The organism is Arthrobacter rhombi, assembly GCF_900163545.1.
Lineage (GTDB): Bacteria > Actinomycetota > Actinomycetes > Actinomycetales > Micrococcaceae > Arthrobacter_H > Arthrobacter_H rhombi_A.
The window spans coordinates 1-21,587 of the sequence record NZ_FUHW01000048.1; the positions used below are offsets into that span (position 1 = coordinate 1).

Sequence of the window (21,587 nt, forward strand, 5' to 3'; positions counted from 1 at the left end):
AGGTCTTCCCTATTTCAACTACCCCGGAGCGTTACCAACGTCCGTGGTCAATACACCTAGGAGGCACCGCATGATCGAACTGCAGATCTCCAACGGCATCGCCGACGTCGTTCTCAACGCGCCCGAGAAGATGAACGCCCTCAATGAGGGCGCCCTGCGCGAACTCTCCGATGCCTACGAGCGGGCCGCCCAAGCCGTGGGATCCGGTGAGGTCAGGGCCCTCCTGTTGCGCGGTGAAGGCCGTGGCTTCTGCGCCGGGCGGGATATCTCCGATGTTGACCCGGCGGAGGATGACGTCCAGGGCTACCTGGGCGGTCTGGTGCAGCCGTTGTTGCGCCAGATGTCTGGGTTCCCGGCCCCGACCTTTGCCGCCGTCCAGGGAGCTTGCCTCGGCGTCGGGTTGGGTCTGGCCATTGCCACCGACGTCGTATACGTGGCGGAGAACGCCAAGATCGGTTCGCCCTTCGCCAACCTCGGGGCCACGCTGGATTCGGGCGGCCACTGGTTGTTCACCGAGCGGTTGGGCGCCCATCGGACGCTGGACATGATCTATACGGCCGAGCTGATCTCGGGGGCGGAAGCGGTGCGCTCGGGCCTCTTCAGCCGGGCGATGCCAGCGGACGAACTCCTGGAGAGCACGCGGGGAATCGTGGGCACGGTCGCCCAGGGGGCCACCCAGGCCTTCGTGGCCTCCAAAGCGCTGGTGGCCGAGGTGCGCGACCAGCGGCTCGGGCTCTGGGAGTCCATGGCCCACGAGAATCGGGCCCAGGATGGACTCTGCGCCACTGCCGACTACGCCGAGGGATTCAAAGCCTTTCAGGAGAAGCGCAAGCCACACTTCAAGGGCTGATCCGGGCGGGGCGGTTACCGTCCGGCCCGCACTCGCTAGCGGGTGTCGACGTCCTCGAAGACCAGGAACGTCTGGGTGTCCAGGACACCGGGCATCGACTGGATGTTGTCGAAGACCACGCGGCGCAGATCCACATTGTCCTTGGCCCTGACCAACAGGATCACATCGAAGTTCCCGCCCACCAGGCCGATGTGATGGACCTCCGGCAGGGCTGCGAGCCGCTCGCGGAGTTCACGCCATGAATGCTGGCGCAACTTCAACGTGACATAGGCCGAGGAGCGCAGCCCCGCCCGCACCGGGTCGACGACGGCCATGTACCGGGTGATGACCCCCTCGTCCTGCAACCTGTTGATCCGCGAGTAGGCGTGGGCGCGGGAGACGTGGACGTTCTGCGCCACGGTGGTCACCGATTGCCGGCCATCACGGGTCAGCTCGGCAATGATGCGGTGGTCGACGTCGTCGAGCTTAACGGGAATCGAGTCCATGGTTTCCTCCGGGACGGGTGTCTACGAAAGACGATGTAACGTCACTCACAGTGACGATCTGTCTTCAAGAATACGATATTTATTCGCATCTTTCTAGGCATTTGTCCTTAACTGGATACGATCGGTTGCTCCTTCGCATACTTGAGTCACGAAGTGCTTTCGACGGTGCCGTGCTGATGCGGTCTGTCGGGCGCCCGGGATTCTACGAAGGAGTACATCATGAGCGCCGTGCCAGGTGAGCCGCAAGCCACCGAAGCTGCCGACCTCGACAGCGTCTGCCGTCACTTCGGCATTTCCGTGGAGGACTACCTGCTGCCCTCACGCGGCCAGATCCAGATCGTCGATGAGGGTGGTTCGTTGCGACCCGTCGAGGACCAGGGGACCGAGCCGGGTCATGAATACCCGCTTCCCGACGACGAGACCCTGTTGAAGGCCTACGAGCAGCTGGTGATCGGCCGGCGCGCCAACGACCAGAACTCAGCCCTGGTCCGCCAGGGCAGGATGGCCGTCTACCCCTCCAGCCATGGCCAGGAAGCCTGTCAGGTGGCGGCGGCCCTGTGCCTGGGGGAGAACGACTGGATGTTCCCCACCTACCGTGACTCCGTGGCAGTGATGGCCAAGGGAGTGGATCCGGTGGAGACGATGGTGCTGTTCCGGGGTGACTGGCATGGCGGCTACGATCCGCGCCAATACAAGGTCGGCATCCAGTCCACCCCGTTGACCACCCAGTTGCTGCACGGGGTCGGCGTCGCCCATGCGGCCAAGCTGCGCGGCGAGGACACTGTTGTCTTGGCGATGTGTGGCGACGGGGCCACCAGTGAAGGCGATTTCCACGAGGCCCTGAACTTCGCCGCTGTGTTCAACCTGCCGGTGATCTTCTTCGTGCAGAACAACCAGTACGCCATTTCCGTTCCACTGTCCCAGCAGTCGGTGGCCCCGTCGCTGGCCCACAAGGCCGTCGGCTACGGCATGGCCGGCGAACGCGTGGATGGTAACGACCTGGTCGCCCTCATGGCCGTGCTGGGGCGTGCCGTGGAATTGGCCCGTACCGGGTCCGGCCCGCTGCTGGTGGAAGCCCATACCTACCGCATGCAGGCACACACCAACGCCGATGATGCCACCCGGTATCGGGAGGACGAGGAAGTGACGGCTTGGCGGGGGAAGGATCCGCTGAACCGGATGACCACGTACTTGCAGAACAAGGGCCTGCTCGACGATGCGGTCACCGAACGTATTGCTGCCCAGGCAGAACACACGGCGCAGGCCCTGCGTGACGGGCTGAACCAGGACCCGGAGATCGACCCGCTGGAACTCTTCGATCATGTCTACGCCACCCAGACCCCGCAGCTCGCCGAACAGCGCGCCCTGCTCGCGGATGAACTCTCCCGGGAAGGGGACGCCAAGTGAACCCGCATATCACCACTTCATCCGAGGCCAACGGCAATGTCAGCGCCGCCACGGCCCGCGCGAGCGAGCGTGCCGCCGAACGTGCCGAAGCCGCAGGCCCCCGTCCGGTCACCCTTGCCAAGGCACTGAATACTGCCCTGGCCGACGCCATGGAAGCCGATACCGGCGTCGTCCTCTTCGGGGAAGATATCGGAACCCTCGGCGGCGTTTTCCGCATCACCGACGGGTTGACCGCACGCTTCGGCGTCGAACGCTGCTTTGACACCCCGCTGGCCGAATCCGGCATCGTTGGCATGGCGATTGGCATGGCCATGAACGGTATGCGCCCGGTCATCGAAATGCAGTTCGACGCCTTCGCCTACCCGGCCTTCGAACAGATTGCCTCCCATCTGGCAAAAATGCGCAACCGCACCCGCGGTGCCGTGGACATGCCGGTCGTCGTCCGCATCCCGTATGCCGGTGGCATCGGTGGTGTCGAGCACCATTGCGACTCCTCGGAGGCCTACTACGCACACACGCCCGGGCTGAAGGTCATGACGCCCTCAACGGTGTCCGACGCCTACCGGATGATGCGCGAAGCCATCGCCTCCAACGACCCCGTCGTCTTCCTGGAGCCGAAGAAACTGTACTTCTCCAAGGATCCGGTGGATCTTGAGGGACTGCGCGCCGAGTACGAAGCCGCTGCCGCCGCGGGTCAACACCCCACCGAAGGCCATGCTGCCGTCGCCCGGGCCGGAACCGACGCCACGCTGATTGCTTACGGCCCGTCGGTTTCCACGGCCTTGGCTGCCGCAGCGGCAGCCGCCGAGGAAGGTCGTTCGCTGGAGGTCATCGACGTCCGGAGCATCGTCCCCTTCGATGACGAGACCGTCTGCGCTTCGGTGCGCAAGACCGGCCGCGCCGTGGTCATTTCCGAAGCCCCCGGATTCGCCTCCGTCGCCTCGGAGATCACCGCCCGGGTGCAGGAACGCTGCTTCCACTCCCTGGCCGCCCCGGTATTGCGGGTGACGGGATTCGACATTCCGTTCCCGGCGCCAAAGCTGGAAGGCTTCTTCCTGCCCAGTGTGGACCGCATTCTGGACACCGTCGACTCGCTGCAGTGGGAGGACTAGACATGGCCATCAAGGTATTCCTGCTTCCCGACCTGGGTGAAGGACTGACCGAGGCGGATTTGGTGAACTGGCTCGTGGCCGAGGGGGACACGATCGTCGTGGACCAGCCGATCGCCGAAGTCGAGACCGCCAAATCCCTGGTCGAGGTACCCAGCCCGTTCGCCGGCACCGTACATCAACTCCATGGTGCCGCCGGCGACACCATGGACGTCGGCAAGGCGCTGCTGTCCGTGGATGACGGTGAGGGGGTGGCCGACGGTGACGCTCCGTCGGAAGCTCCGGCCACGACCGAGGCGGCCCCCGTGGAAACGGCGCAGTCCTACCGCGAGGAGGAGCGGGCCGGAGCCGGAGAAGGCTCGGGCAACGTCCTGGTCGGCTACGGCACCCCCGGCGGGGCCGGATCGACCAAGCGGACCCGCCGTCCGCGCTCCTCGGTGCCCGCCATGGCGAAGGCGCCCTCCACCGCCGCGGCCCCGGCGGCGCTACCGGTTGAGACTCCGTCGCAGTTCCGAGCCACGGCACCGACCGTGATCTCCCCGCTGGTCCGCAAACTGGCGAGGGACCACGGGATCGACGTCGCAACGCTGACCGGTTCTGGCCGGAGCGGGCTGATCATGCGTGCCGATGTCCAGGGGGCCATCGACGCCTCGTCGGGCGGGGCGCCGGCAGTGTCGGCAGCCTCCGCGGCTGCGGCTTCGGTCGACGGCGTGGTCGGAGCCGACCCCCGTTCGGGGCTGGGCATTAGCTCACGCACACCGTTGAAGGGTGTCCGTAAGACCATTGCCCAAGCCATGAGCACCTCGCGCCGAGAAATCCCCGAGGCCACGGTATGGGTCGACGTGGACGCCACCGAACTGGTCCGCATGCGGGCCAAGCTCAAGGCGGCAGATCCCCAGAACACTCCCGGGCTGCTGGCGTTCATCGCCCGCTTCACCGTCGCCGGTTTGGTCCGGTACCCGGAACTGAACACCCGGATCCAGGACGCCTCCGATGGGGGACAGGAAATTATCGGTTTCGACGGGATCAACCTGGGCATCGCCGCCCAGACGGATCGCGGTCTGATGGTGCCCAGCATTGCCCAGGCCCAAGACCTCAGCGCCCGGCAGCTCGACAGCGAGGTTCGCCGGCTGGCCGGGGTGGCCCGTGAAGGCAAATGCACTCCCGCCGAGCTCACTCGTGGCACGTTCACGCTGAACAACTACGGTGTCTTCGGGGTGGATGGCTCAGCTGCGATCATCAACCATCCGGAAGTTGCCATTCTCGGCGTCGGGCGCATCATTGACCGTCCGTGGGTCGTGGACGGGGAGCTGGCCGTCCGTAAGGTCACCGAATTGACCCTGACCTTCGACCACCGGGTCTGTGACGGCGGCATCGCGGGTGGGTTCCTGCGCTATATCGCCGACGCCATCGAAAACCCCGGCTCGGTGCTCGCGGACCTGTAGGCCCCGGCCTGCAGAAGTTGAGGTGAGGAACCGGCGCGGGGGATACCTTCTTCCGCGCCAGTTCCATCTCGGCAGCTCACTGATCCGGCGACCGTGGGCATCTGCCGAGTCCGTGGCAGTCGATGGAAGCCTTCCGGGAGGAAAGGCTTCAGGCCAGTGCCAGCCGGGAATGTTGCCACCAGTGGACGGTCGCTGCCGCGGCCGCGGGCAGGGGGGTGGGTTCGAGACCGAGCGCTTCCTGGCTGGCGTGGGAGTCCATGATGAACGGTCGATCGAATTGGTAGGCCATCTCGGTCATTTCGTGGAGGCCGGGAGCGGCGACGCTCACCAAGCGCAGCAACCACCCTGGCAACCCTGAAACCGGGGGTGGTTCGACCCCTGCTGCCCGCGCAAACGCGGCCGCCAGATCCCGTTGTGTCGTGGGAACCGCCGTCGGGGCATGGAGGACCCGGTTCCACAATTCCGGCCGTTCGCTGGCACGGATCATCGCCGCAGCGAGGTCCGGGACGAAGGTGAAAGAGTGGGGCTGGCCCGGATGGCCGATCGCGAAGAGGCGTTTGCCCGAGAAAACAGCCTCCAACATACGCGATCCGGCATGGGCGTTCTCCACCAGTGGCCCGAAAAAATCCGAAGCAACCATGCTGACCGTCGAAGTCCCTGAGGCCTGCCGAGCAGCCAGCAGCCCAGTTCTGATCCCCCGTTTGCCTCCAGCTGCCTCGCGCGGAGAGTCTTCGTCCATGACCTGGTCCGGCTCGGAGTATGCGTACAGACCTTCGGGAAAGACGACGGGAATCCCCTGTTCACCGGCGACCTTCAAAACCACCTCTTCGGCCTGTGGCAGCATAGCTCGCCAGGCGTCGGCCCGGTAGGCGGCGTGGACGCAATGGAAGATCGCCGAGGCGCCGGTGGCGGCCCCGGCCAGTTGCGACGCATCCGTCGCGTCGGCGCGGACCCTGTGGATCAGCCGGTGGGCCGGCCCGCTGCCTGAGCGGGTGGCCATCACCACGGTATGGCCGGCATCGGCCAGTTGGAGGGCGAGGGTGGAACCGACGGGGCCGGATCCGGTGACCAGGAATTGCTGGGACATGGCATGCTCTTTCGTGGAACGGAAATGAGAGCAGTGCTCTCTGGTGCAAAGCTACCGTCAAGGAATGATGAGGTCAAGAGCGGTGCTCTCTTAAGTTGACAGTGCTCCCAGAGGTGTCGTTTGATGAGATCATGACCAGGACCTTGACGCCGCGCGAACAAGCCAGGGAGCGCACCATGGCCGAAATTCTGCGTATCGCCCGTGAACAACTGGCTGCCGAGGGGCCCGCCGCGTTATCGCTACGAGCCGTGGCCCGGCAGTTGGGTATCGTCTCCTCGGCCATCTACCGCTATGTTTCCAGCCGGGACGAACTGTTGACCCTGCTGATCGTCGAGGCGTATTCGGATCTGGGCGAGCAGGTTGAAACGGCAGTGGCCGATGCCCCGGCACACCCGCTGGAGCGATTCGAGGTGCTGGCCCGGGCCGTTCGCAGCTGGGCGCTGGGCGATGCCGCCCGCTACGCCTTGCTGTTCGGGACCCCGGTCCCGGGCTATACAGCACCGGCCGCACTCACGAACGAAGCAGGTACCCGGGTCGTGGTTGCCCTCTTCACGATTCTTGACGAGGCCTGGAACAACGGGACCATCACGACGGCGGCCAGTGGCTCCGATGGGCAGCAAGAAACACATATCCCGGTGCGGCTCGGCCAGGACCTCGAGGCGATCAGACAAGAATATGGAATCGCCATGCCCGCAGAACTGGTGGCCCGGGGCTTCAGCTGTTGGTCGGGTCTGTTCGGAGCGGTCACCTTCGAAGTTTTTGGTCACTACGGGCCAGCTACTTTCGGCGACCCCGGGGAGATCTTCGAACAAACCGTCAGGCTCCTGGCCACACAGGTGGGGCTGAACCCTGGATCTTCTGCAGTCGGTGGGATCTAGCGGCGGTAGAAGTCATCGGAGAAGGTCTCCACCGAGTCGTCGTCGCCCTCGGAGGTGGCCGTGCTGTCGGGGACCTCGGTTCCTTCGGCCCCGGCGTCATTGCTCGTCTCGGCGGGGGACTTGCGCTCGTCGAGATGCAGATGGTTTCCCAGCATGCGCACCACCACCGAAGCGCCAATGAACGTGGTGCCCAGGGGGATGACGGCGGTGCTGAAAATCGTGCTTAACGCCCTCAAGGCGTTGGCGGTGACCATGTCTTGCGGATCGACCTTGTCGAAGAGGAACTGCAGGAGGTTCATCGAGAGCAGCTGCAGTGCCACACCGATGATGAGGATCGCGACCCCGTAGATCATGAGTTTGAACGAAATGCGTTTCATCGGTGTTTCCCCCGGTCCTCTGGATGCTCCCGACGGCTCCTCGCCGGTGCCTTATTCCTCTCGAGCCTACCCACCGGGGCCGCCCCGACGGGTGCCAGCGGATCCGCGCCCCGTGGGCAAGGGGGAATAGAGTCGGAACATCGACAGTCACTGCGGCGAACCGGGGCCCGCCCACGGGCGCCGGGACAAGGATGGATCATGAGTGCCCAGACCACAGCAGTTCCCTGGCGGCGGGCGGGGGAGCGTAGCTATGCCCTGCGTCTGGAAGGCTTTGCCGTCAATGCCGGTCTGGTGATCGGTGATGGACGGGCGGCTGTCATCGATTCAGGGGCAGGGCCGGCCGAAGCCGCCGAGTTGTACGCGGCGGTCCGCACCCTGACCGACCTGCCCCTGGTGCTGATCAATACCCACGCACACGGTGACCACTTCTTCGGCAATGCCTACTTCCGCGCCCAGGGCGTGGTCGATATCTGGGGCCACGCCGTAGCCGCCACGTCGATCGCCTGCCACGGCGCCGCACAACGCGACCTGGTGTTGGAAGTGGACCCGGCCATGGCTGCGGCCCGCGGTCCACACACCGAAATTCTTGCCCCGAACCGAACCGTGGGAACCGACAGCGTGGAACTGGATCTTGGCGGATGGTCCATCACGCTCTTCCACCTCGGCCCCGCCCATACCGAAGGGGATCTGCTCATCGCTTCCGGGGATGTCCTCTTTGCCGGCGATCTCGTCGAAGAGGGGGCCAAACCCCAATTCGGGGGCTCCTTCCCCGACTCATGGAACGAGGCCCTGGGACGGCTCATGGCCCTGGGTGGAAGCCACCCGGTGGTCGTGCCCGGACATGGGGAGTTCGTGGACCTGGATTTCGTACGGGACCAGCGGGAGGAGCTTCGCACGGCCATCAAGCTGTGCCGTGTCGCGCTCGAAGACCGCTCCACCGACCCGGCCCGGGTCATTCCCTCCCTGCCCTATGCCCCGGCGCAGTCGCGGCACCTGCTTCGCCGGGTGAGGGACACCACCGGGCCGCAAGGGGAGTAGAGACATCACCTCGACCTCGCTCCCCGGTGGGGGGACTTCTCTACGGACGCTGATCTTCCGGATCTACGCGCCGTCTCTGCTCTATGCTGTGGGCCAGGGCAGCATCCTGCCGGTCATCGCGCTGAGCGCCCGCGGCCACGGTTCAACGGTTGCCGAAGCAGCATTGGTCATCACACTCATCGGTGTCGGATCGTTGATCACCAACATCCCCGCGTCCCTGCTCATCGCCCGGCTCGGCGAGCGCACCGCCATGATCGGTGCAGCGCTTTGGGCCAGCGCCGGCATGGTGGCCTGCCTGAGCGCCGTCAACCTGGTCCTCTATGCTGCCGGGGTGCTGATGATCGGGATGGCCGGCTCCGTCTTCAACCTCGCCCGGCAGAGCTACCTCACCGATGCGGTGCCGATCACCTACCGGGCCCGGGCCATGTCGGGACTGGGTGGAACCCTGCGTATTGGGCTGTTCATCGGCCCTTTCGTCGGTGCAGCCACCATGCACTTCCTCGGCCTGCACGGGGCCTACTGGGTCGGGTTGGTGGCCATGGTTGCCGCCGCCGGGGTCTGCATCGGCATCCCTGAACTCCAGATCCCCGACGGGACGGGGCATCAGGGAACCGCCGGAACCGGTGCCCGCCCGGCGCCGGAGGCCGCGACGGTCACCCTGGGGACGATTCTGGCCGCGCACTGGCGCACCTATGCCACGATCGGGACGGCCATCATGGTGATCTCCGCGGTGCGGGCCACGCGCCAGGCAGTCATCCCGCTCTGGGCCGAGCACCTGGGCATGGACGCCTCTGCCACCTCACTGATTTATGGCATCTCCGGGGCGGTGGACATGCTGGTGTTCTATCCGGCAGGGGCCATGATGGACCGGCGGGGTCGGACCTGGATTGCCGTGCCCTGCATGGTGGTCATGGGTGTTGCCCTGTCCCTGATGCCCTTCACCCATCAGCCCTTGACCCTGTTGCTGGTGGCGATGTTGTTGGGGCTGGGCAATGGGATCGGTTCGGGTCTGGTCATGACCTTGGGCGCCGATCATTCACCATCGGTGGGTAGGCCGCAGTTCCTGGGCTTCTGGCGGCTCATCTCGGATCTGGGAGTGATGTCTGGGCCTGTCCTCCTGTCGGCGGTCACGGCCGTTGCCAGCCTGGGTGCCGGCGTCTTCGCCATCGCGGTGCTTTCCTTCGCCGGGAGCGGGCTCTTCGCCTGGTTCATCCCGCGCCAGGCACCACCTGGAAGTCTTGATTCCCGCAGGGTGCGGACCCCCGGAGGGTAGTCTCCCGTTTTAGGACAGGGGGGCGCGCCCCCGGGTCTGATGGGAAAAAACCCCACATAGCAGTCCGAAGAGGCTGCCCGCAGCACCGATGATCAGCAGTGCCCCCGCGACGAGGAACCAACTGCGCGCCGAGGTCCCCGCCGTCGGGCCCAGATGCGTGACGAACAGATACACCGCCGCCGAACCAAGGAACCCGAGGATCCCCGGAAACCACAAGAGAGTAGGCCAGATTCCGGAGGAGGACCAGGAGGAGTCTGGTCCTTTCCAGCGGTTCCACCCCGGCTGCCTGCGGAGGATGATCAGCCCGGCCAGCAACCCCCAGAAGCCGGCCACCAAATAGGCGGCAACCACGTCGGAGGGCCGATGCCAGCCCAGTGCGAACGTGGAAATACCGGTCACCGCAGCATAGAGTCCGCCACAGGTGGCGATCAGGGGGCGCCACCGGGGGGACGTCACCAGGAAGACAGCGATCAGCGCTGACGTAGCCACCGTGGTGTGTCCCGAAGGGAACGAGTTCCCGGTGGCCTCGGAAATACCGAGGTTCGGTCGGACGAGCACGAGGTGCTTGAGCACCTGGGTGCTGCCGACGGCCGCACCGAAGGACAGGGCGGCCACGATTGGTGCCTGCAGGTCGCGCCGCAGGATGGCGGCAGCCAGCAACGCCACCAACGCCACGATGCCGGAGATCAACGGCAGCTGGTTCAAGAATGACAGGGCCGCAGCACGGGCCGTATCGCTGTCCAGGAAGGCCGTCGCACCCCGCAGGGCATCATCGTCGGCCTGCTGTCCCGTGGCGGTGAGCACGAACGCCCCATAAGCCACACTGAACAGTCCGGCGACCAACAGCATCGCCAGAATCCACAACCCAGGATTGCGGGCTGCACGGTGGGGCGGTCCGCCCTGAATGGGGATTTCCCTGGTCTCGTTCATATCGCTCCTAGCATCCCATGAGCCGGGCGGGTTCGGGCGGACCCGCCGCCGATACGATGGTGTGATGGCTACACCGGATAACGCATCGCGCACCCCAGGCGTTCCCGCGCCGGAGTCACGCGAGATCAATGCCACCGAGGGTCTCCCCTCGCTCGAGGAAATCATGGCCTCGGCCCATATCGTGTCGCTGCCGTTGCGGGTGCGTTTCCGGGGAGTGACTCACCGCGAGGTCCTGCTCCTGGACGGGCCTGCCGGGTGGGCAGAATTCTCCCCTTTCCTCGAATACGACGACGCGGAGGCGGCACCGTGGTTGCGCTGCGCCCTCGAAGCCGGGTGGCAAGGATTCCCCGCACCCGTGCGGACCAGCATCCCGGTCAACGCGACCGTCCCCGCGGTTCCGGCCTCAGGTGTCCAAGCGGTGCTGACCTCTTTTGATGCCACGCACACGGTCAAAATCAAAGTCGCCGAACGAGGTCAAAGCCTGAACGACGACGTGGCGCGCGTCGCGGAAGTCCGTCGTTTGCTGCCGGATGCGGCACTCCGGGTTGACGCCAATGCGGGGTGGAGCCACGAACAAGCTCTCGAGGGCCTCGAAGCGCTCGCCGGTTTCGACCTGCAATACGCTGAACAGCCCGTCGCCGGCATCGCCGGGCTGCGTCGTCTGCGCCTGGAGGTCCTGCACCGGGGGCTCGGCGTAAAAATCGCCGCCGACGAATCGGTGCGCAAGGAATCGGATCCACTGGCGGTGGCTCGGGCAGATGCCGCTGATCTGATCATCGTCAAGGCCCAGCCTCTGGGAGGGGTCCGTGCGGCCCTGCGGATCGTGGCCGAAGCAGGTCTGCCTGCCGTTGTCTCCTCGGCGTTGGATTCCTCCGTCGGGATCCGTACCGGGGTGGCCTTGGCAGCAGCTTTACCCGCGCTGCCCCACGCCTGTGGGCTCGGGACGGTGTCCCTCTTTGCCGACGATGTCTGCACCAACCGGTATGAAGCCCATGAGGGGTCGCTTCAGGTCCGCGACGTGGTCGCCGATCAAGAACTGCTGCGCCGGCATGCTGCGGCTCCTGAACGGCAGCATTGGTGGAGGGAACGCCTACGGCGCTGTGCCGGGCTTTTGGGGCCCCGCCAGTCATAGGATGGGGTGATGACGTTGTCGGAAAGTCTCCTGACCTCCATGGACGCGGCACGGTTCGCCGTAGGGACCCTCACCGAGGACGGGGTCCGTGAAGTTGTGCTGTGCCCGGGCTCCCGTAGTGCCCCGCTGGCGTATGCGCTGGCTGAGGCCGAGACCCGGCGAGAGGTGCGTGTGCACATCCGTATCGACGAACGGGACGCCGGTTTCACCGCCTTGGGGATGTCGCTGGCCACGAGCCGACCGGTAGCGATCGTGACCACCTCCGGCACCGCGGTGGGGGAGCTGCTCCCTGCCGTGATGGAAGCCAACCACGCGGCGGTGCCCTTGGTGGTCGTTTCCGCCGACCGTCCGGAGGAGTTGCGTGGAACGGGGGCCAACCAGACCACCGACCAGGCCGGCCTGTTCGGGGTGCATGTGCGGTACTGCGTGGATATCCCCGCTGGTCAGGATCCGTCACCGGACGTCAGACGTGCCCTGTTGGCTGGCGAAGGGCTACCCCTTGCAGGTTCCAAAACCGGAGTGCATGCCGTGGACGTCAGCACCCCCACTCCGGCCTCGAGGGCGCTGCGTCCCGCCGTCCAACTCGCTGCCCGAGGTCCGGTACACATCAACCTCGCCTTCCGGGACCCGCTCATTCCGGACACTGACGAGAGCCGTGAAGACCTGATGGATGCCCCCGGGCGCGGCACAGTAGCTGGGCAGGACACCGCAGCGGCCGAGGACCTGCCGTCGGGCAAAGTGCTGGAACAGTTCCGGGAGGTGGAGCTCGAGAGTCGCCGCACGGTGGTCATCGCCGGGCATGACGCCACCGCCGTAGCCGAACGATTCGCCAGGGTATTGGGCCTACCGCTTTTGGCTGAGCCGAGTTCGAACGCCCGTTTCGGTCCCAACGCGATCGGTCCCTATCGGGTACTGATCCCCGAGTTCGACGCCAGGATTGAACGGGTCGTGGTTTTTGGCAGGCCGACGTTGAATCGTCAGGTGGGACGGCTGCTGGCCCACCGCGAGCTGCCCCCGGCACTCTACGTCCCAGAGCCGGTGGCCTGGTTCGATGCTGGACACCGTGGAGACCGGGTGATCACCGAGTTAGGCGAGCTGGCGGGCTTCGCCGGTCGGGGACCCGCTACCTGGCTCAACGAATGGACCACGGCTGCACAACGGGCCACCACCATCATCGCGGAGGCGACGTCGGCGACGGAGCTGACCGGACTGGATTTGGCGGAATTGGTCTGGAGCGCCGACACCGGGCCGTTGGTCCTCGGCTCCTCCAATGCGATCCGCGATGTCGACCTCGCCGGCATCCCCGGCCGTGCCGGTCGTGCCGTCTACGCCAACCGCGGGCTCGCAGGAATCGACGGGACCCTAGCCACCGCCACGGGTATCGCCCTGGGGACACAGCAATACGTCGGGGAACGCACCACGGTCCTCGTGGGGGATGTGACCTTCCTCCACGATGTTGGAGGCCTGTTCATCGGTGCCGGCGAGACGGTGCCGGTGATGGACCTGGTGGTGCTCAATGACGGGGGTGGGGCGATCTTCTCCACGCTCGAACATGGTGCCCTGGCCGAGCAGCCGGCCTATGCGCGGACCGTGGAACGCTATTTCGCCACCCCACACAGCGTGGACCTGCGCGCACTGGCCGCAGCCTACGGCTTGGACTACGTCCGTGTTGAGGACCGCCGGGCCCTGGAAGCCGTCCTGGCTGCCGGTCCGACGGCCGACTCGGAGGTGCGCCGCCGCATTGTCGACGTGAGGATCGACCGGGCCGGAGTGCGCGGACTACACCAGAGCATCATGGCAGCCGTCGCTGAAACGCGGGGCCGTCAGAGCACCGGGGAGGCCAGCAGCCCAACGGATAGCGTGGCTGCCGCCAGAGCAGGAGCCACGCTATCGGACCAGTGACGTGGGGTTAGAGGACCTTGGAGAGGAAACCCTTGGTGCGCTCGTGCTGAGGATTGCCCAACACGTCGTCGGGTTTGCCCTGTTCGACGACGACTCCGCCGTCCATGAACACCACCCGGTCACCGACCTCGCGGGCGAATCCCATCTCGTGGGTCACCACCATCATGGTCATGCCCTCGTCGGCTAGTTGGCGCATGACGGCCAGCACGTCACCCACCAATTCGGGGTCGAGCGCCGAGGTCGGCTCGTCGAAGAGCATCATATCCGGGTCCATCGATAGCGCCCGGGCGATCGCCACGCGCTGTTGCTGGCCACCCGAGAGCTGGTTGGGGAATGCCTTGCCGCGATCTGCGAGCCCGACCTTCTCCAGATTCCCCTGCGCGACCCGACGGGCTTCGGCCTTTCCGCGCTTCTTGGCCCGGCGCTGGGCCAGAACCAAATTATCCAACACGTTCAGGTGGGGGAAGAGGTTGAACTGCTGGAAGACCATGCCAATCCGGGTACGGACCTTGTTCAGATCCGTCTCCGGGTCGGTGATGTCGATCCCCTCAACCAAGATGGTTCCCTGGGTCGGTTCTTCGAGCCGGTTCACGCAACGCAGCAACGTTGACTTGCCCGAACCGGAGGGCCCGATCACGCAAACCACCTCGCCCTGGCCGACATGGAAGTCGATACCGGTGAGGACCTCGTTGTCACCGAAGCTCTTATGCAGGCCGCGGACCTCGATGGCCGGATGGACCGCCACTGATTCCTGTGAGTTCATGGGCCTTACCGTCCTCTGTTTTGGTGGCGTTCGAGCTTGGCCACGAGCTGGGTCAGCGGCAGCGTGATGACCAGATACATCAGACCCGCCATGATTAGCGGGGTGGAGTTGCCGTATTGCGACAGCGCATCGCGGGCAAAGGTGGTCAGCTCCCGGTCTGCCAGCGCCATGCCCGCGATGAACAGCAGTGAGGTGTCCTTGATGATGATGACCAATTCGTTGGTCAACGGAGGGGTGATGATGCGGAAGGCCTGAGGAAGCACCACGGAGACCATGGTCCAGCCCGGCGCCATCCCCAAAGAACTGGCGGCCTCACGTTGGCCCGCAGGAACCGCTTGGATGCCGGCACGGATGGTCTCGGCGATGTAGGCGCCGGAGACCAGGATCAAACCGATCAAACCCGCGCTGGCGCTACCTCCCGGTGGATTCCAGCCAAAGGCCAAGGGGACGGCGAACGCCATGCCGAAGATGACCAGTAGGGCCGGCAGCCCGCGGAAGAGTTCGATGTAGGCGGTCGCGATCCACCGGTAGGGGCCAATCGGGGCGAGCTTCATGAGGGCGAGCAGAAGGCCCAGGAACAGTCCACCAACGAAGGCAACGGCCGTGTAGATTACGGTGTTTTTTGCAGCCACGATGATGATCTGGGGGAAAAGCTGTTTGGCGATGTCGACGTCGAGGAAGTTGTATCTGATCTCCTTCCAGTCTGCGATGAACAGCAGCGACACCACGACGAGCAGCAGGATGACGTAGAGGCTGCCACGGAAGAGGCGCCTGCGGGTGGAGGGTTTCAACGATGTTGCCTTCCGGGTGTTGTCAGGGGTTCGCCCCGGGGAGAAACCCCCGGGGCGAACCCGTCTGGGCTACTACTACTTCGTGGAGAAGTACTTGTCGTAGAGCTCGTCGTACTTGCCGTTGTCCCTGAGCTCGGCGAGCTTGGCGTCGAGCTCCTTGAGCAGGGCCTCGCCGCCATCCTTCTTCACGGCGAAGCCATACTGCTCGTCCGTCTTGAACTTCGCGACGATCTCGAATTTATCGCCCTGAGTGTGCTCGAGGTTGACCGGGAGGTCCTGCAACACCGCGTCCACACCCTTGGACTGCAAGGCCGGGAAGATCTCGGCGTCCGAGGGATAGGCCTTGATCTTCGCGTCCTTGGGTGCGTTCTCGCGGGTGTACTTCTCGCCCGTGGTGCCCTGCTGGACGCCCACCTTCTTGCCGGCCAGATCATCGATGGACTTGATATCCGAGCCCTTGGGCACCAGCAGCGACTGTTCGGAGTCGTAGTAGCCATCGGTGAAGGCGAGCTTCTTCTCGCGCTCCGGGGTGATCGTCATGGCACTGGCCCCCATATCGCACTGTCCCGAGGCGAGCACGACGCCGGACTGCAGACCGTCGAAGCCGACGTCCTTGATGGCCAGCTTCAGGTCCATGGCCTTGGCGATCTCGCCCACCATGTCCATGTCGAAGCCGGTGTATTCACCGTTTTCCTCATATTCGAAGGGCTTATAGGGGATGTCCGAGCAGACCGTCAGGGTGCCCGCGGTCACCAGTCCCAGATCATCGCCGCCAGCCGAGGCGGACGTTTCGCTTCCGCCGTCCGAGCCGCCGCAAGCCGTCAATGACATCAAGGCAACGGCCGAAACGGCCAGAGCTTTAGTGAAGCTGGAGTGAATCCGCATGTAAGTGTCCTTCTCGAGTGAACCGACGGACATCCTCGCCGGGATGGCCAGTGTAGCCCGGGAATGGGCTGAATGAGATGTTCATCACAAGCTACAGTGGTGTCGCTCCAGTAAACAAGTTGTTTTGGTGACAAAAAGATTACAAATTGAGCGCTTCACGCATGGGGCGCATTTTCGCCCACGACTCGGCCAACTCGGCGGCCGGATCCGAGGCGGCCACAATGCCACAACCGGCATAGAGGCGCACGCTCGTCGGGGATTCGATGACTCCACCCCGCAAGGCGATGCCGAACTCCCCGTTGCCCATGGCATCGACCCACCCGACAGGTCCTGCGTAAGGGCCGCGGTCCATCTTCTCCAACCGAAGAATGAGGTCAGCGGCCGTCGCCGTCGGTGTGCCGCAAACCGCCGCAGTCGGGTGCAGGACCTCTGCCAGATCCAGGGCCGACGGTGAGGTCCCATCGTCGTGGACACGCAACTGCGCTTCGACATCTGAGGCCAGATGCCAGACGTTGGGTAGTTCCAGGACAAAGGGCTCCTCGGGGGAGACCATCCCGGTGACCAGCGGTCCCAGCTCCAGCGTCAACGAATCAATGGCCAACCGGTGTTCGTGGCGTTGCTTCTCGTTCCCCGAGAGCATCCGCTCGGCGTACCCGTCGTCACCGGCCGGTGCCGTGGCCCGGTCCAGGGTTCCGGCGAGGACCCGGGCCCGTGCGGTGTTCCCGGAGACCTTCACCAGCATCTCGGGGGTTGAACCGATCAGTCCGTCGACCGAATAGGTCCAGCAATCGGCATAGCGAAGGGCCAACTCCCGCAGCACCTGGGAAACGGCCAGCGGAGAGCCCAGTTCGGCCACGGCATCCCGGGCGAGGACGAGTTTGGTGAGTTCTCCGGCAGCAATGGCCCGGACACCGGCACGCACCGACTCCTCATATTGGTCCTCCGAAACCCTGCCGGGGACCAGCTGGTCACTGCCGGGGCTGAGGTCGCGCTCGATGGAGGTCTCCTCGAGTAGTCCAGCCAGTTCGGCCTCGGCCGTGGCAGCACTGAGTTCGGCCTCGGGGTCGTCGGTGATCAGGGTCAACCAACCGTGATCCCCGGATCGCCCCACCAGCACGCGCGGGACGATCAGCCGTGAAGCATGGGCGCTGGTGCCCGAGAAGGCGATGGAGGAAAAGGCGACCGGCCCGGTTCCCGGCTGGTCGACGTCGTCCTGGACCTCAGCGGCGGTCGAGACGTCGGCCCACCACCGCCGGAGCCTGCGGAAGCGATCCGGCCCGTCGGCGACGAAGCGGACCGCTTCCCCGAAACCGACCAGGCCCTCGCCACGCCGGCCCCAGACGAGGGAATCGTCGCGGACGAGCAGGTCCAGCAGCGAGCTTTCCTGCCCGGGGGCGCGGGGGATGGTGATACTGCGCAGCCGGGGCGCGGGTGCGTCCTGCATCTGCGCGCTACCGGTTTCCGGCGCGACGGAGCCGGGAAGATCAATGTTCATGATGGCTCCAGCCTACCCGCGGCCGTGGGGCGCTTTTCGCCCTGACGTCGAATTTTGAGATACTGAGAACATGAGTCGTGCATCGCTGGAAAAACGTCCAGAAGAAGTCCAAGCCATGTTCGATGACGTTGCACCGCGTTATGACTTGGCCAATGACATTCTCTCCTTGGGGCAGGCGCGGCTGTGGCGCAAGATCGTCGTGGACGCCGTTGGGGCCCAGCCCGGTCAGCGAGTGCTGGATCTGGCGGCAGGAACCGGGACGTCTTCGGAACCCTACGCCGATGCCGGGATCGAAGTTGTGGCCTGCGACTTCTCGTTGGGCATGCTCGAGGTCGGTAAACGGCGCCGCCCGGATATCGATTTCGTGGCAGGGGACGCGATGAATCTGCCATTCGCCGATCATAGCTTCGACGCAGTGACCATCAGCTTCGGCCTCCGCAACGTCAGCGATCCCCAGAAGGCGCTGGCCGAGATGCTGCGCGTGACCAAACCGGGCGGGCGCCTGGTGCTGTGCGAGTTCTCCCATCCCACCTTCGCGCCTTTCAGGACCGTCTACACCGAATACCTGATGCGGGCGTTGCCGACCGTGGCCCGGAAGGTCACCTCCAACCCCGCCGCCTACGTGTATCTCGCGGAATCGATCCGTGCCTGGCCGAACCAGGAAGGCCTGGCCGGCTGGGTTGCCGAAACCGGGTGGGAAAACTGCAGGTACCGCAATCTCAGCGGCGGCATCGTCGCCGTGCACCGGGCCACCAAACCGGTGGCCCCCCAGTCCGCCGCCCGTCCGGCCGGCTAGCCACTTTGTCGACAAAGGAACACCCGTGTCTGTATTGATCGTCGGGGCCGGGCCTGCCGGCTCGACCGCAGCCAGCTATCTGGCCCGTGCCGGCATCGAGGTGACGGTCTTAGAGAAGACCGCCTTCCCCCGGGAGAAGGTCTGCGGGGATGCCCTGACCCCGCGCGCCGTGCGCGAACTCGCCCGTCTCGGAGTCGACCATTCCGAGACGGGCATCTGGCGCCGGAACCAGGGGCTGCGCTTGGTCGCGGGTGGACGTTCATTGGAGATCCCCTGGCCCGAACTCAGCGACTTCCCCGACTACGGACTGATCCGTACCCGCGAAGGATTCGACGAAACACTCGCCCGTCACGCTCAGGCCGGTGGCGCCCGGGTGCTGGAACGCCACGGCGTTTCCGACGTGGTCCGGGACGTGACGGGCCGTGTCACCGGCGTCAGCGCGAACATCTTGGACGAGCGGGGCCGCAAAACGGGCCAGACCCGTGAATTCCACGCCGATATCGTCCTGGCCGCCGACGGGAACTCAACACGTACTGCGGTCAGTAGCGGACTGCATAAGCGCGATGACCGTCCGATGGGCGTGGCCTACAGAACGTATTTCACTTCCCCACGACACGATGACGACTGGATGGAAGGCTGGCTCGAACTACCGGATAAGTCGGGGCGCCCGCTGCCCGGCTATGGCTGGGTCTTTGGGGTCGGCGACGGAACCTCCAACGTCGGATTGGGCATCCTGAACTCCACCCGCGAGTTTGGCAAGATGGACTACCGCCAGGTGCTGCGTGATTGGACGGCAGGCATGCCTGGAGAATGGGGATTCACCGAGGAGAATCAGGTCGGACCCATTCGCGGGGCCGCCCTACCGATGGGGTTCAACCGCACCCCGCACTACACCCCGGGACTGATGCTGCTCGGCGATGCCGGAGGCATGGTCTCGCCCTTCAACGGAGAAGGAATCAGCTATGCGATGGAATCGGCGCGCATGGCCGCCGAACTGGTGATCGACGCCCATTCGGGTCTGCACGGTACGACACCGGGAGCTCGGGAGGCACTGCTGGCTTCCTACCCCGACATGGTGCGGAACGCCTGGGGCAGCCATTTCACCCTCGGTCGCCTGTTTGCCCGCCTCATTGGCAACCCGAAGATCATGAAGCTGGCGTTGCGCACCGGCATGAGCACCCCGGCGCTGATGCGGTTCGTCGTCAGGATGCTCGCCAATCTCACCGACGAGGGTGGACGCGCTTTTGAGGATAGAGTGATCCATGTGCTGGAACGGCTGGCCCCGCCCACCGAAAACCGGCAGGCTCCCAGGGCACGGCCCGAGAAACGACCCACCCAGATGACAAGCAGGTCCTAGAACCGTGAATGATTCCCCGACCAACTGGACGACCGCCGGACACGGTGTGCCCGAATCCGTTGACCTGTTCGCGGAAACCTCGGCCATCGCCGCCGGCATCAACCTGCCGCCGGGATTCCGAGCCGTCGCCGAGGACGAAGAATTCGGCCCCGCCATTTCCCAGGGCATGGCCAAGGTCGAGAAGGTGCTGCGCGCCGCCGTCGCTAATTCCGATCCGCTCATCGACGCCACGAGCCGTCACCTGGTCGAAGCCGGCGGCAAGCGTGTCCGCCCACTGCTGGTCATCCTGACGTCACTGCTGGGTGAAGGAGTCACGGCTGAGACCATCAAGGCGGCTGCCATCGTCGAACTCACCCATCTGGCCACGCTCTACCATGACGATGTGATGGACTCGGCCTCCTACCGGCGCGGGGCCCCCACCGCCCACGAGGTTTGGGGCAATTCAACGGCCATCCTCACCGGTGACTTGATCTTCGCCCGGGCATCGGTCATCGGCTCCGAACTCGGGCCCCAGGCCGTGGAACTGCAGGCCAAGACGTTCGAGCGGCTCTGCCTGGGGCAATTGCACGAAACGGTCGGTCCCCGTGAGGGGGAGGATCCGGTGGCGCACTACCTCGACGTGATCGGGGATAAGACGGCATCGCTGATTTCCACCTCGGGCGTCTTTGGCGCGCTGTTCGGCGGGGCAGCCGAACATGTTGAGGTCATGCGTGACTATGGCGAGAAGGTGGGGGTGGCCTTCCAGCTGGCCGATGATGTCATTGACGTCACCGGGGCCCAGGTGGCTTCGGGTAAAACCCCCGGAACCGATCTGCGAGAAGGCGTCCCCACCCTTCCGGTGCTGCTCCTGCGTGAAGCCGCAGCTGCGGGGGACAGGTCCGCGACCGAGGTATTGACGCTCGTCGACGGCGATCTGTCCAGTGACGAGGACCTGGCCCGCACCGTGGCGGCACTAGCGGCCCATGACGTCACCCAGAAGTCTTGGGCGGTGGCCCGCCAATGGTCTGCCGACGCCATTGCGGCGCTGGCTCCCTTGCCCGAAGGGCCGGTGAAGTCCTCGCTGGCGGCCTTTGCCGAGGCTGTGGTCTCGCGGGAGAACTAACTGCGCGGGCTGGCTCGCACCGCAGGTGGGGCTCAGCCGAGTTCGGCGAGGGCTGCCGACAACTCGGTGGCCTTGCGGGCCCTGATATCAGCGGGTACCCGATGGCGTAGCTGGCGGTAGAGGTTATCGTCCCAATAGCGCGGAAAAACGTGTTGGTGGTAGTGCCAGACATGTTGGTTTCCGGCCGGCTCATTATGTTGACGGGTCGAGGTGCCCTCCGGATTCCACGCCAGTTTCATGGCCAAAGCGAGTTTGCGCGTCATGATCATGATCGCTGCAGCGACGCTATCGCCCAGATCGTAGAGGGACTCCAGATGGGCGGCCGGAATGACCATGGCATGCCCGCCGTAGTCACCGAATCCATCGCAGGCCATGATGACGGCGACGGTCGGGTCGCTGTACACCAGGTCGGTTGGCACACACAGGTTGTCTTCCGACAGCGGTCCTCCGGCCAGTAGCTCGCAGAAGGGGCAGTTGTACCCGGG

The 21,587-nt window shown here is 65.2% G+C and carries 21 protein-coding genes; 12 read left to right on the forward strand and 9 right to left on the reverse strand.

Annotated elements, in window-relative coordinates:
• Nucleotides 1-70: 70 nt before the first annotated feature.
• A complete protein-coding gene (locus FM101_RS14155) occupies nucleotides 71-850 on the forward strand; it encodes an enoyl-CoA hydratase/isomerase family protein (RefSeq protein WP_087000795.1) in 780 nt (259 codons plus the stop codon).
• A gap of 35 nt (nucleotides 851-885) precedes the next feature.
• On the opposite strand, the gene FM101_RS14160 is transcribed toward FM101_RS14155, so the two are convergent.
• Entirely contained in the window at nucleotides 886-1,335 is a 450-nt protein-coding gene (locus FM101_RS14160; protein WP_087000797.1) for an Lrp/AsnC family transcriptional regulator, read from the reverse strand.
• A gap of 219 nt (nucleotides 1,336-1,554) precedes the next feature.
• Between FM101_RS14160 and pdhA the strand changes: the two genes are divergently transcribed.
• Genes pdhA through FM101_RS14175 form a run of 3 tightly spaced genes read left to right on the forward strand, consistent with a single transcriptional unit; the run spans nucleotide 1,555 to nucleotide 5,296 of the window.
• Nucleotides 1,555-2,742: a pyruvate dehydrogenase (acetyl-transferring) E1 component subunit alpha gene (gene pdhA, locus FM101_RS14165; protein ID WP_087000799.1), complete on the forward strand. Its 1,188-nt coding sequence runs from the start codon at nucleotides 1,555-1,557 to the stop codon at nucleotides 2,740-2,742.
• Nucleotides 2,739-3,854: an alpha-ketoacid dehydrogenase subunit beta gene (locus FM101_RS14170; RefSeq protein WP_087000802.1), complete on the forward strand. Its 1,116-nt coding sequence runs from the start codon at nucleotides 2,739-2,741 to the stop codon at nucleotides 3,852-3,854. Before pdhA ends, FM101_RS14170 begins: the two co-directional genes overlap by 4 nt.
• A gap of 2 nt (nucleotides 3,855-3,856) precedes the next feature.
• Nucleotides 3,857-5,296, forward strand: a complete 1,440-nt coding sequence (locus FM101_RS14175; RefSeq protein ID WP_087000805.1) for a dihydrolipoamide acetyltransferase family protein — start codon at nucleotides 3,857-3,859, stop codon at nucleotides 5,294-5,296.
• Nucleotides 5,297-5,444: 148 nt separating this feature from the next.
• Here FM101_RS14175 and FM101_RS14180 read toward each other — a convergent pair whose 3' ends face one another.
• Nucleotides 5,445-6,383 carry an NAD-dependent epimerase/dehydratase family protein gene (locus tag FM101_RS14180; RefSeq protein WP_087000807.1) on the reverse strand — a complete coding sequence of 313 codons (939 nt, stop codon included), beginning with the start codon at nucleotides 6,381-6,383 and terminating at the stop codon, nucleotides 5,445-5,447.
• 131 nt (nucleotides 6,384-6,514) lie between these two features.
• On the opposite strand from FM101_RS14180, the gene FM101_RS14185 reads away from it, so the two are divergent.
• Nucleotides 6,515-7,261 carry a TetR/AcrR family transcriptional regulator gene (locus tag FM101_RS14185; RefSeq protein WP_087000856.1) on the forward strand — a complete coding sequence of 249 codons (747 nt, stop codon included), beginning with the start codon at nucleotides 6,515-6,517 and terminating at the stop codon, nucleotides 7,259-7,261.
• On the opposite strand, the gene FM101_RS14190 is transcribed toward FM101_RS14185, so the two are convergent.
• Nucleotides 7,258-7,638, reverse strand: coding sequence for a hypothetical protein (locus tag FM101_RS14190; RefSeq protein ID WP_087000808.1), 381 nt, complete (start codon nucleotides 7,636-7,638; stop codon nucleotides 7,258-7,260). The two genes, FM101_RS14185 and FM101_RS14190, sit on opposite strands and share 4 nt — an antisense overlap.
• 198 nt (nucleotides 7,639-7,836) lie before the next feature.
• Between FM101_RS14190 and FM101_RS14195 the strand changes: the two genes are divergently transcribed.
• Together FM101_RS14195 and FM101_RS14200 are read left to right on the forward strand one after the other, a co-directional pair.
• Complete coding sequence (locus FM101_RS14195) at nucleotides 7,837-8,676, forward strand: MBL fold metallo-hydrolase (protein WP_087000811.1); 840 nt, start codon at nucleotides 7,837-7,839, stop codon at nucleotides 8,674-8,676.
• A 4-nt stretch (nucleotides 8,677-8,680) separates the two neighbouring features.
• Nucleotides 8,681-9,949 (forward strand): MFS transporter, encoded by a 1,269-nt coding sequence (locus FM101_RS14200; protein ID WP_087000812.1) that lies wholly within the window; start codon nucleotides 8,681-8,683, stop codon nucleotides 9,947-9,949.
• 9 nt (nucleotides 9,950-9,958) lie between these two features.
• Here the strand turns inward: FM101_RS14200 and FM101_RS14205 are convergent, their stop codons facing one another.
• Nucleotides 9,959-10,879, reverse strand: a complete 921-nt coding sequence (locus tag FM101_RS14205) for a phosphatase PAP2 family protein (RefSeq protein ID WP_158225904.1) — start codon at nucleotides 10,877-10,879, stop codon at nucleotides 9,959-9,961.
• A 64-nt stretch (nucleotides 10,880-10,943) separates the two neighbouring features.
• On the opposite strand from FM101_RS14205, the gene FM101_RS14210 reads away from it, so the two are divergent.
• Entirely contained in the window at nucleotides 10,944-12,011 is a 1,068-nt protein-coding gene (locus FM101_RS14210; protein ID WP_087000817.1) for an o-succinylbenzoate synthase, read from the forward strand.
• A 9-nt stretch (nucleotides 12,012-12,020) separates the two neighbouring features.
• Entirely contained in the window at nucleotides 12,021-13,913 is a 1,893-nt protein-coding gene (gene menD, locus FM101_RS14215) for a 2-succinyl-5-enolpyruvyl-6-hydroxy-3-cyclohexene-1-carboxylate synthase (RefSeq protein WP_087000819.1), read from the forward strand.
• A gap of 7 nt (nucleotides 13,914-13,920) precedes the next feature.
• Here the strand turns inward: menD and FM101_RS14220 are convergent, their stop codons facing one another.
• The 4 genes from FM101_RS14220 to FM101_RS14235 form a co-directional block, all read right to left on the reverse strand.
• Entirely contained in the window at nucleotides 13,921-14,676 is a 756-nt protein-coding gene (locus FM101_RS14220) for an amino acid ABC transporter ATP-binding protein (protein ID WP_087000821.1), read from the reverse strand.
• 5 nt (nucleotides 14,677-14,681) lie between these two features.
• Nucleotides 14,682-15,467, reverse strand: a complete 786-nt coding sequence (locus FM101_RS14225; protein WP_087000823.1) for an amino acid ABC transporter permease — start codon at nucleotides 15,465-15,467, stop codon at nucleotides 14,682-14,684.
• Nucleotides 15,468-15,542: 75 nt separating this feature from the next.
• Nucleotides 15,543-16,352 (reverse strand): basic amino acid ABC transporter substrate-binding protein, encoded by an 810-nt coding sequence (locus FM101_RS14230; RefSeq protein ID WP_087000825.1) that lies wholly within the window; start codon nucleotides 16,350-16,352, stop codon nucleotides 15,543-15,545.
• Nucleotides 16,353-16,491: 139 nt separating this feature from the next.
• Complete coding sequence (locus FM101_RS14235; protein WP_241895309.1) at nucleotides 16,492-17,847, reverse strand: isochorismate synthase; 1,356 nt, start codon at nucleotides 17,845-17,847, stop codon at nucleotides 16,492-16,494.
• A 70-nt stretch (nucleotides 17,848-17,917) separates the two neighbouring features.
• Between FM101_RS14235 and FM101_RS14240 the strand changes: the two genes are divergently transcribed.
• From FM101_RS14240 to FM101_RS14250, 3 genes are read left to right on the forward strand one after another with little or no spacing between them, the layout of a single operon-like run.
• A complete protein-coding gene (locus tag FM101_RS14240; protein WP_087000827.1) occupies nucleotides 17,918-18,643 on the forward strand; it encodes a demethylmenaquinone methyltransferase in 726 nt (241 codons plus the stop codon).
• Nucleotides 18,564-20,000: a geranylgeranyl reductase family protein gene (locus FM101_RS14245; RefSeq protein ID WP_428844169.1), complete on the forward strand. Its 1,437-nt coding sequence runs from the start codon at nucleotides 18,564-18,566 to the stop codon at nucleotides 19,998-20,000. Before FM101_RS14240 ends, FM101_RS14245 begins: the two co-directional genes overlap by 80 nt.
• 4 nt (nucleotides 20,001-20,004) lie before the next feature.
• Complete coding sequence (locus FM101_RS14250) at nucleotides 20,005-21,102, forward strand: polyprenyl synthetase family protein (protein WP_087000831.1); 1,098 nt, start codon at nucleotides 20,005-20,007, stop codon at nucleotides 21,100-21,102.
• Between the two features lie 32 nt (nucleotides 21,103-21,134).
• On the opposite strand, the gene FM101_RS14255 is transcribed toward FM101_RS14250, so the two are convergent.
• Nucleotides 21,135-21,521 carry an HIT family protein gene (locus tag FM101_RS14255; protein WP_342744408.1) on the reverse strand — a complete coding sequence of 129 codons (387 nt, stop codon included), beginning with the start codon at nucleotides 21,519-21,521 and terminating at the stop codon, nucleotides 21,135-21,137.
• Between the last annotated feature and the right edge of the window lie 66 nt (nucleotides 21,522-21,587).

Bases quoted from the DNA above. Each gene is read 5' to 3' on its own strand.
- FM101_RS14155 (WP_087000795.1), top strand. From the start codon at position 71: ATGATCGAACTGCAGATCTCCAACGGCATCGCCGACGTCGTTCTCAAC.
- FM101_RS14160 (WP_087000797.1), bottom strand. From the start codon at position 1,335: ATGGACTCGATTCCCGTTAAGCTCGACGACGTCGACCACCGCATCATT.
- pdhA (WP_087000799.1), top strand. From the start codon at position 1,555: ATGAGCGCCGTGCCAGGTGAGCCGCAAGCCACCGAAGCTGCCGACCTC.
- FM101_RS14175 (WP_087000805.1), top strand. From the start codon at position 3,857: ATGGCCATCAAGGTATTCCTGCTTCCCGACCTGGGTGAAGGACTGACC.
- FM101_RS14180 (WP_087000807.1), bottom strand. From the start codon at position 6,383: ATGTCCCAGCAATTCCTGGTCACCGGATCCGGCCCCGTCGGTTCCACC.
- FM101_RS14185 (WP_087000856.1), top strand. From the start codon at position 6,515: ATGACCAGGACCTTGACGCCGCGCGAACAAGCCAGGGAGCGCACCATG.
- FM101_RS14190 (WP_087000808.1), bottom strand. From the start codon at position 7,638: ATGAAACGCATTTCGTTCAAACTCATGATCTACGGGGTCGCGATCCTC.
- FM101_RS14195 (WP_087000811.1), top strand. From the start codon at position 7,837: ATGAGTGCCCAGACCACAGCAGTTCCCTGGCGGCGGGCGGGGGAGCGT.
- FM101_RS14205 (WP_158225904.1), bottom strand. From the start codon at position 10,879: ATGAACGAGACCAGGGAAATCCCCATTCAGGGCGGACCGCCCCACCGT.
- FM101_RS14210 (WP_087000817.1), top strand. From the start codon at position 10,944: ATGGCTACACCGGATAACGCATCGCGCACCCCAGGCGTTCCCGCGCCG.
- menD (WP_087000819.1), top strand. From the start codon at position 12,021: ATGACGTTGTCGGAAAGTCTCCTGACCTCCATGGACGCGGCACGGTTC.
- FM101_RS14220 (WP_087000821.1), bottom strand. From the start codon at position 14,676: ATGAACTCACAGGAATCAGTGGCGGTCCATCCGGCCATCGAGGTCCGC.
- FM101_RS14230 (WP_087000825.1), bottom strand. From the start codon at position 16,352: ATGCGGATTCACTCCAGCTTCACTAAAGCTCTGGCCGTTTCGGCCGTT.
- FM101_RS14235 (WP_241895309.1), bottom strand. From the start codon at position 17,847: ATGAACATTGATCTTCCCGGCTCCGTCGCGCCGGAAACCGGTAGCGCG.
- FM101_RS14240 (WP_087000827.1), top strand. From the start codon at position 17,918: ATGAGTCGTGCATCGCTGGAAAAACGTCCAGAAGAAGTCCAAGCCATG.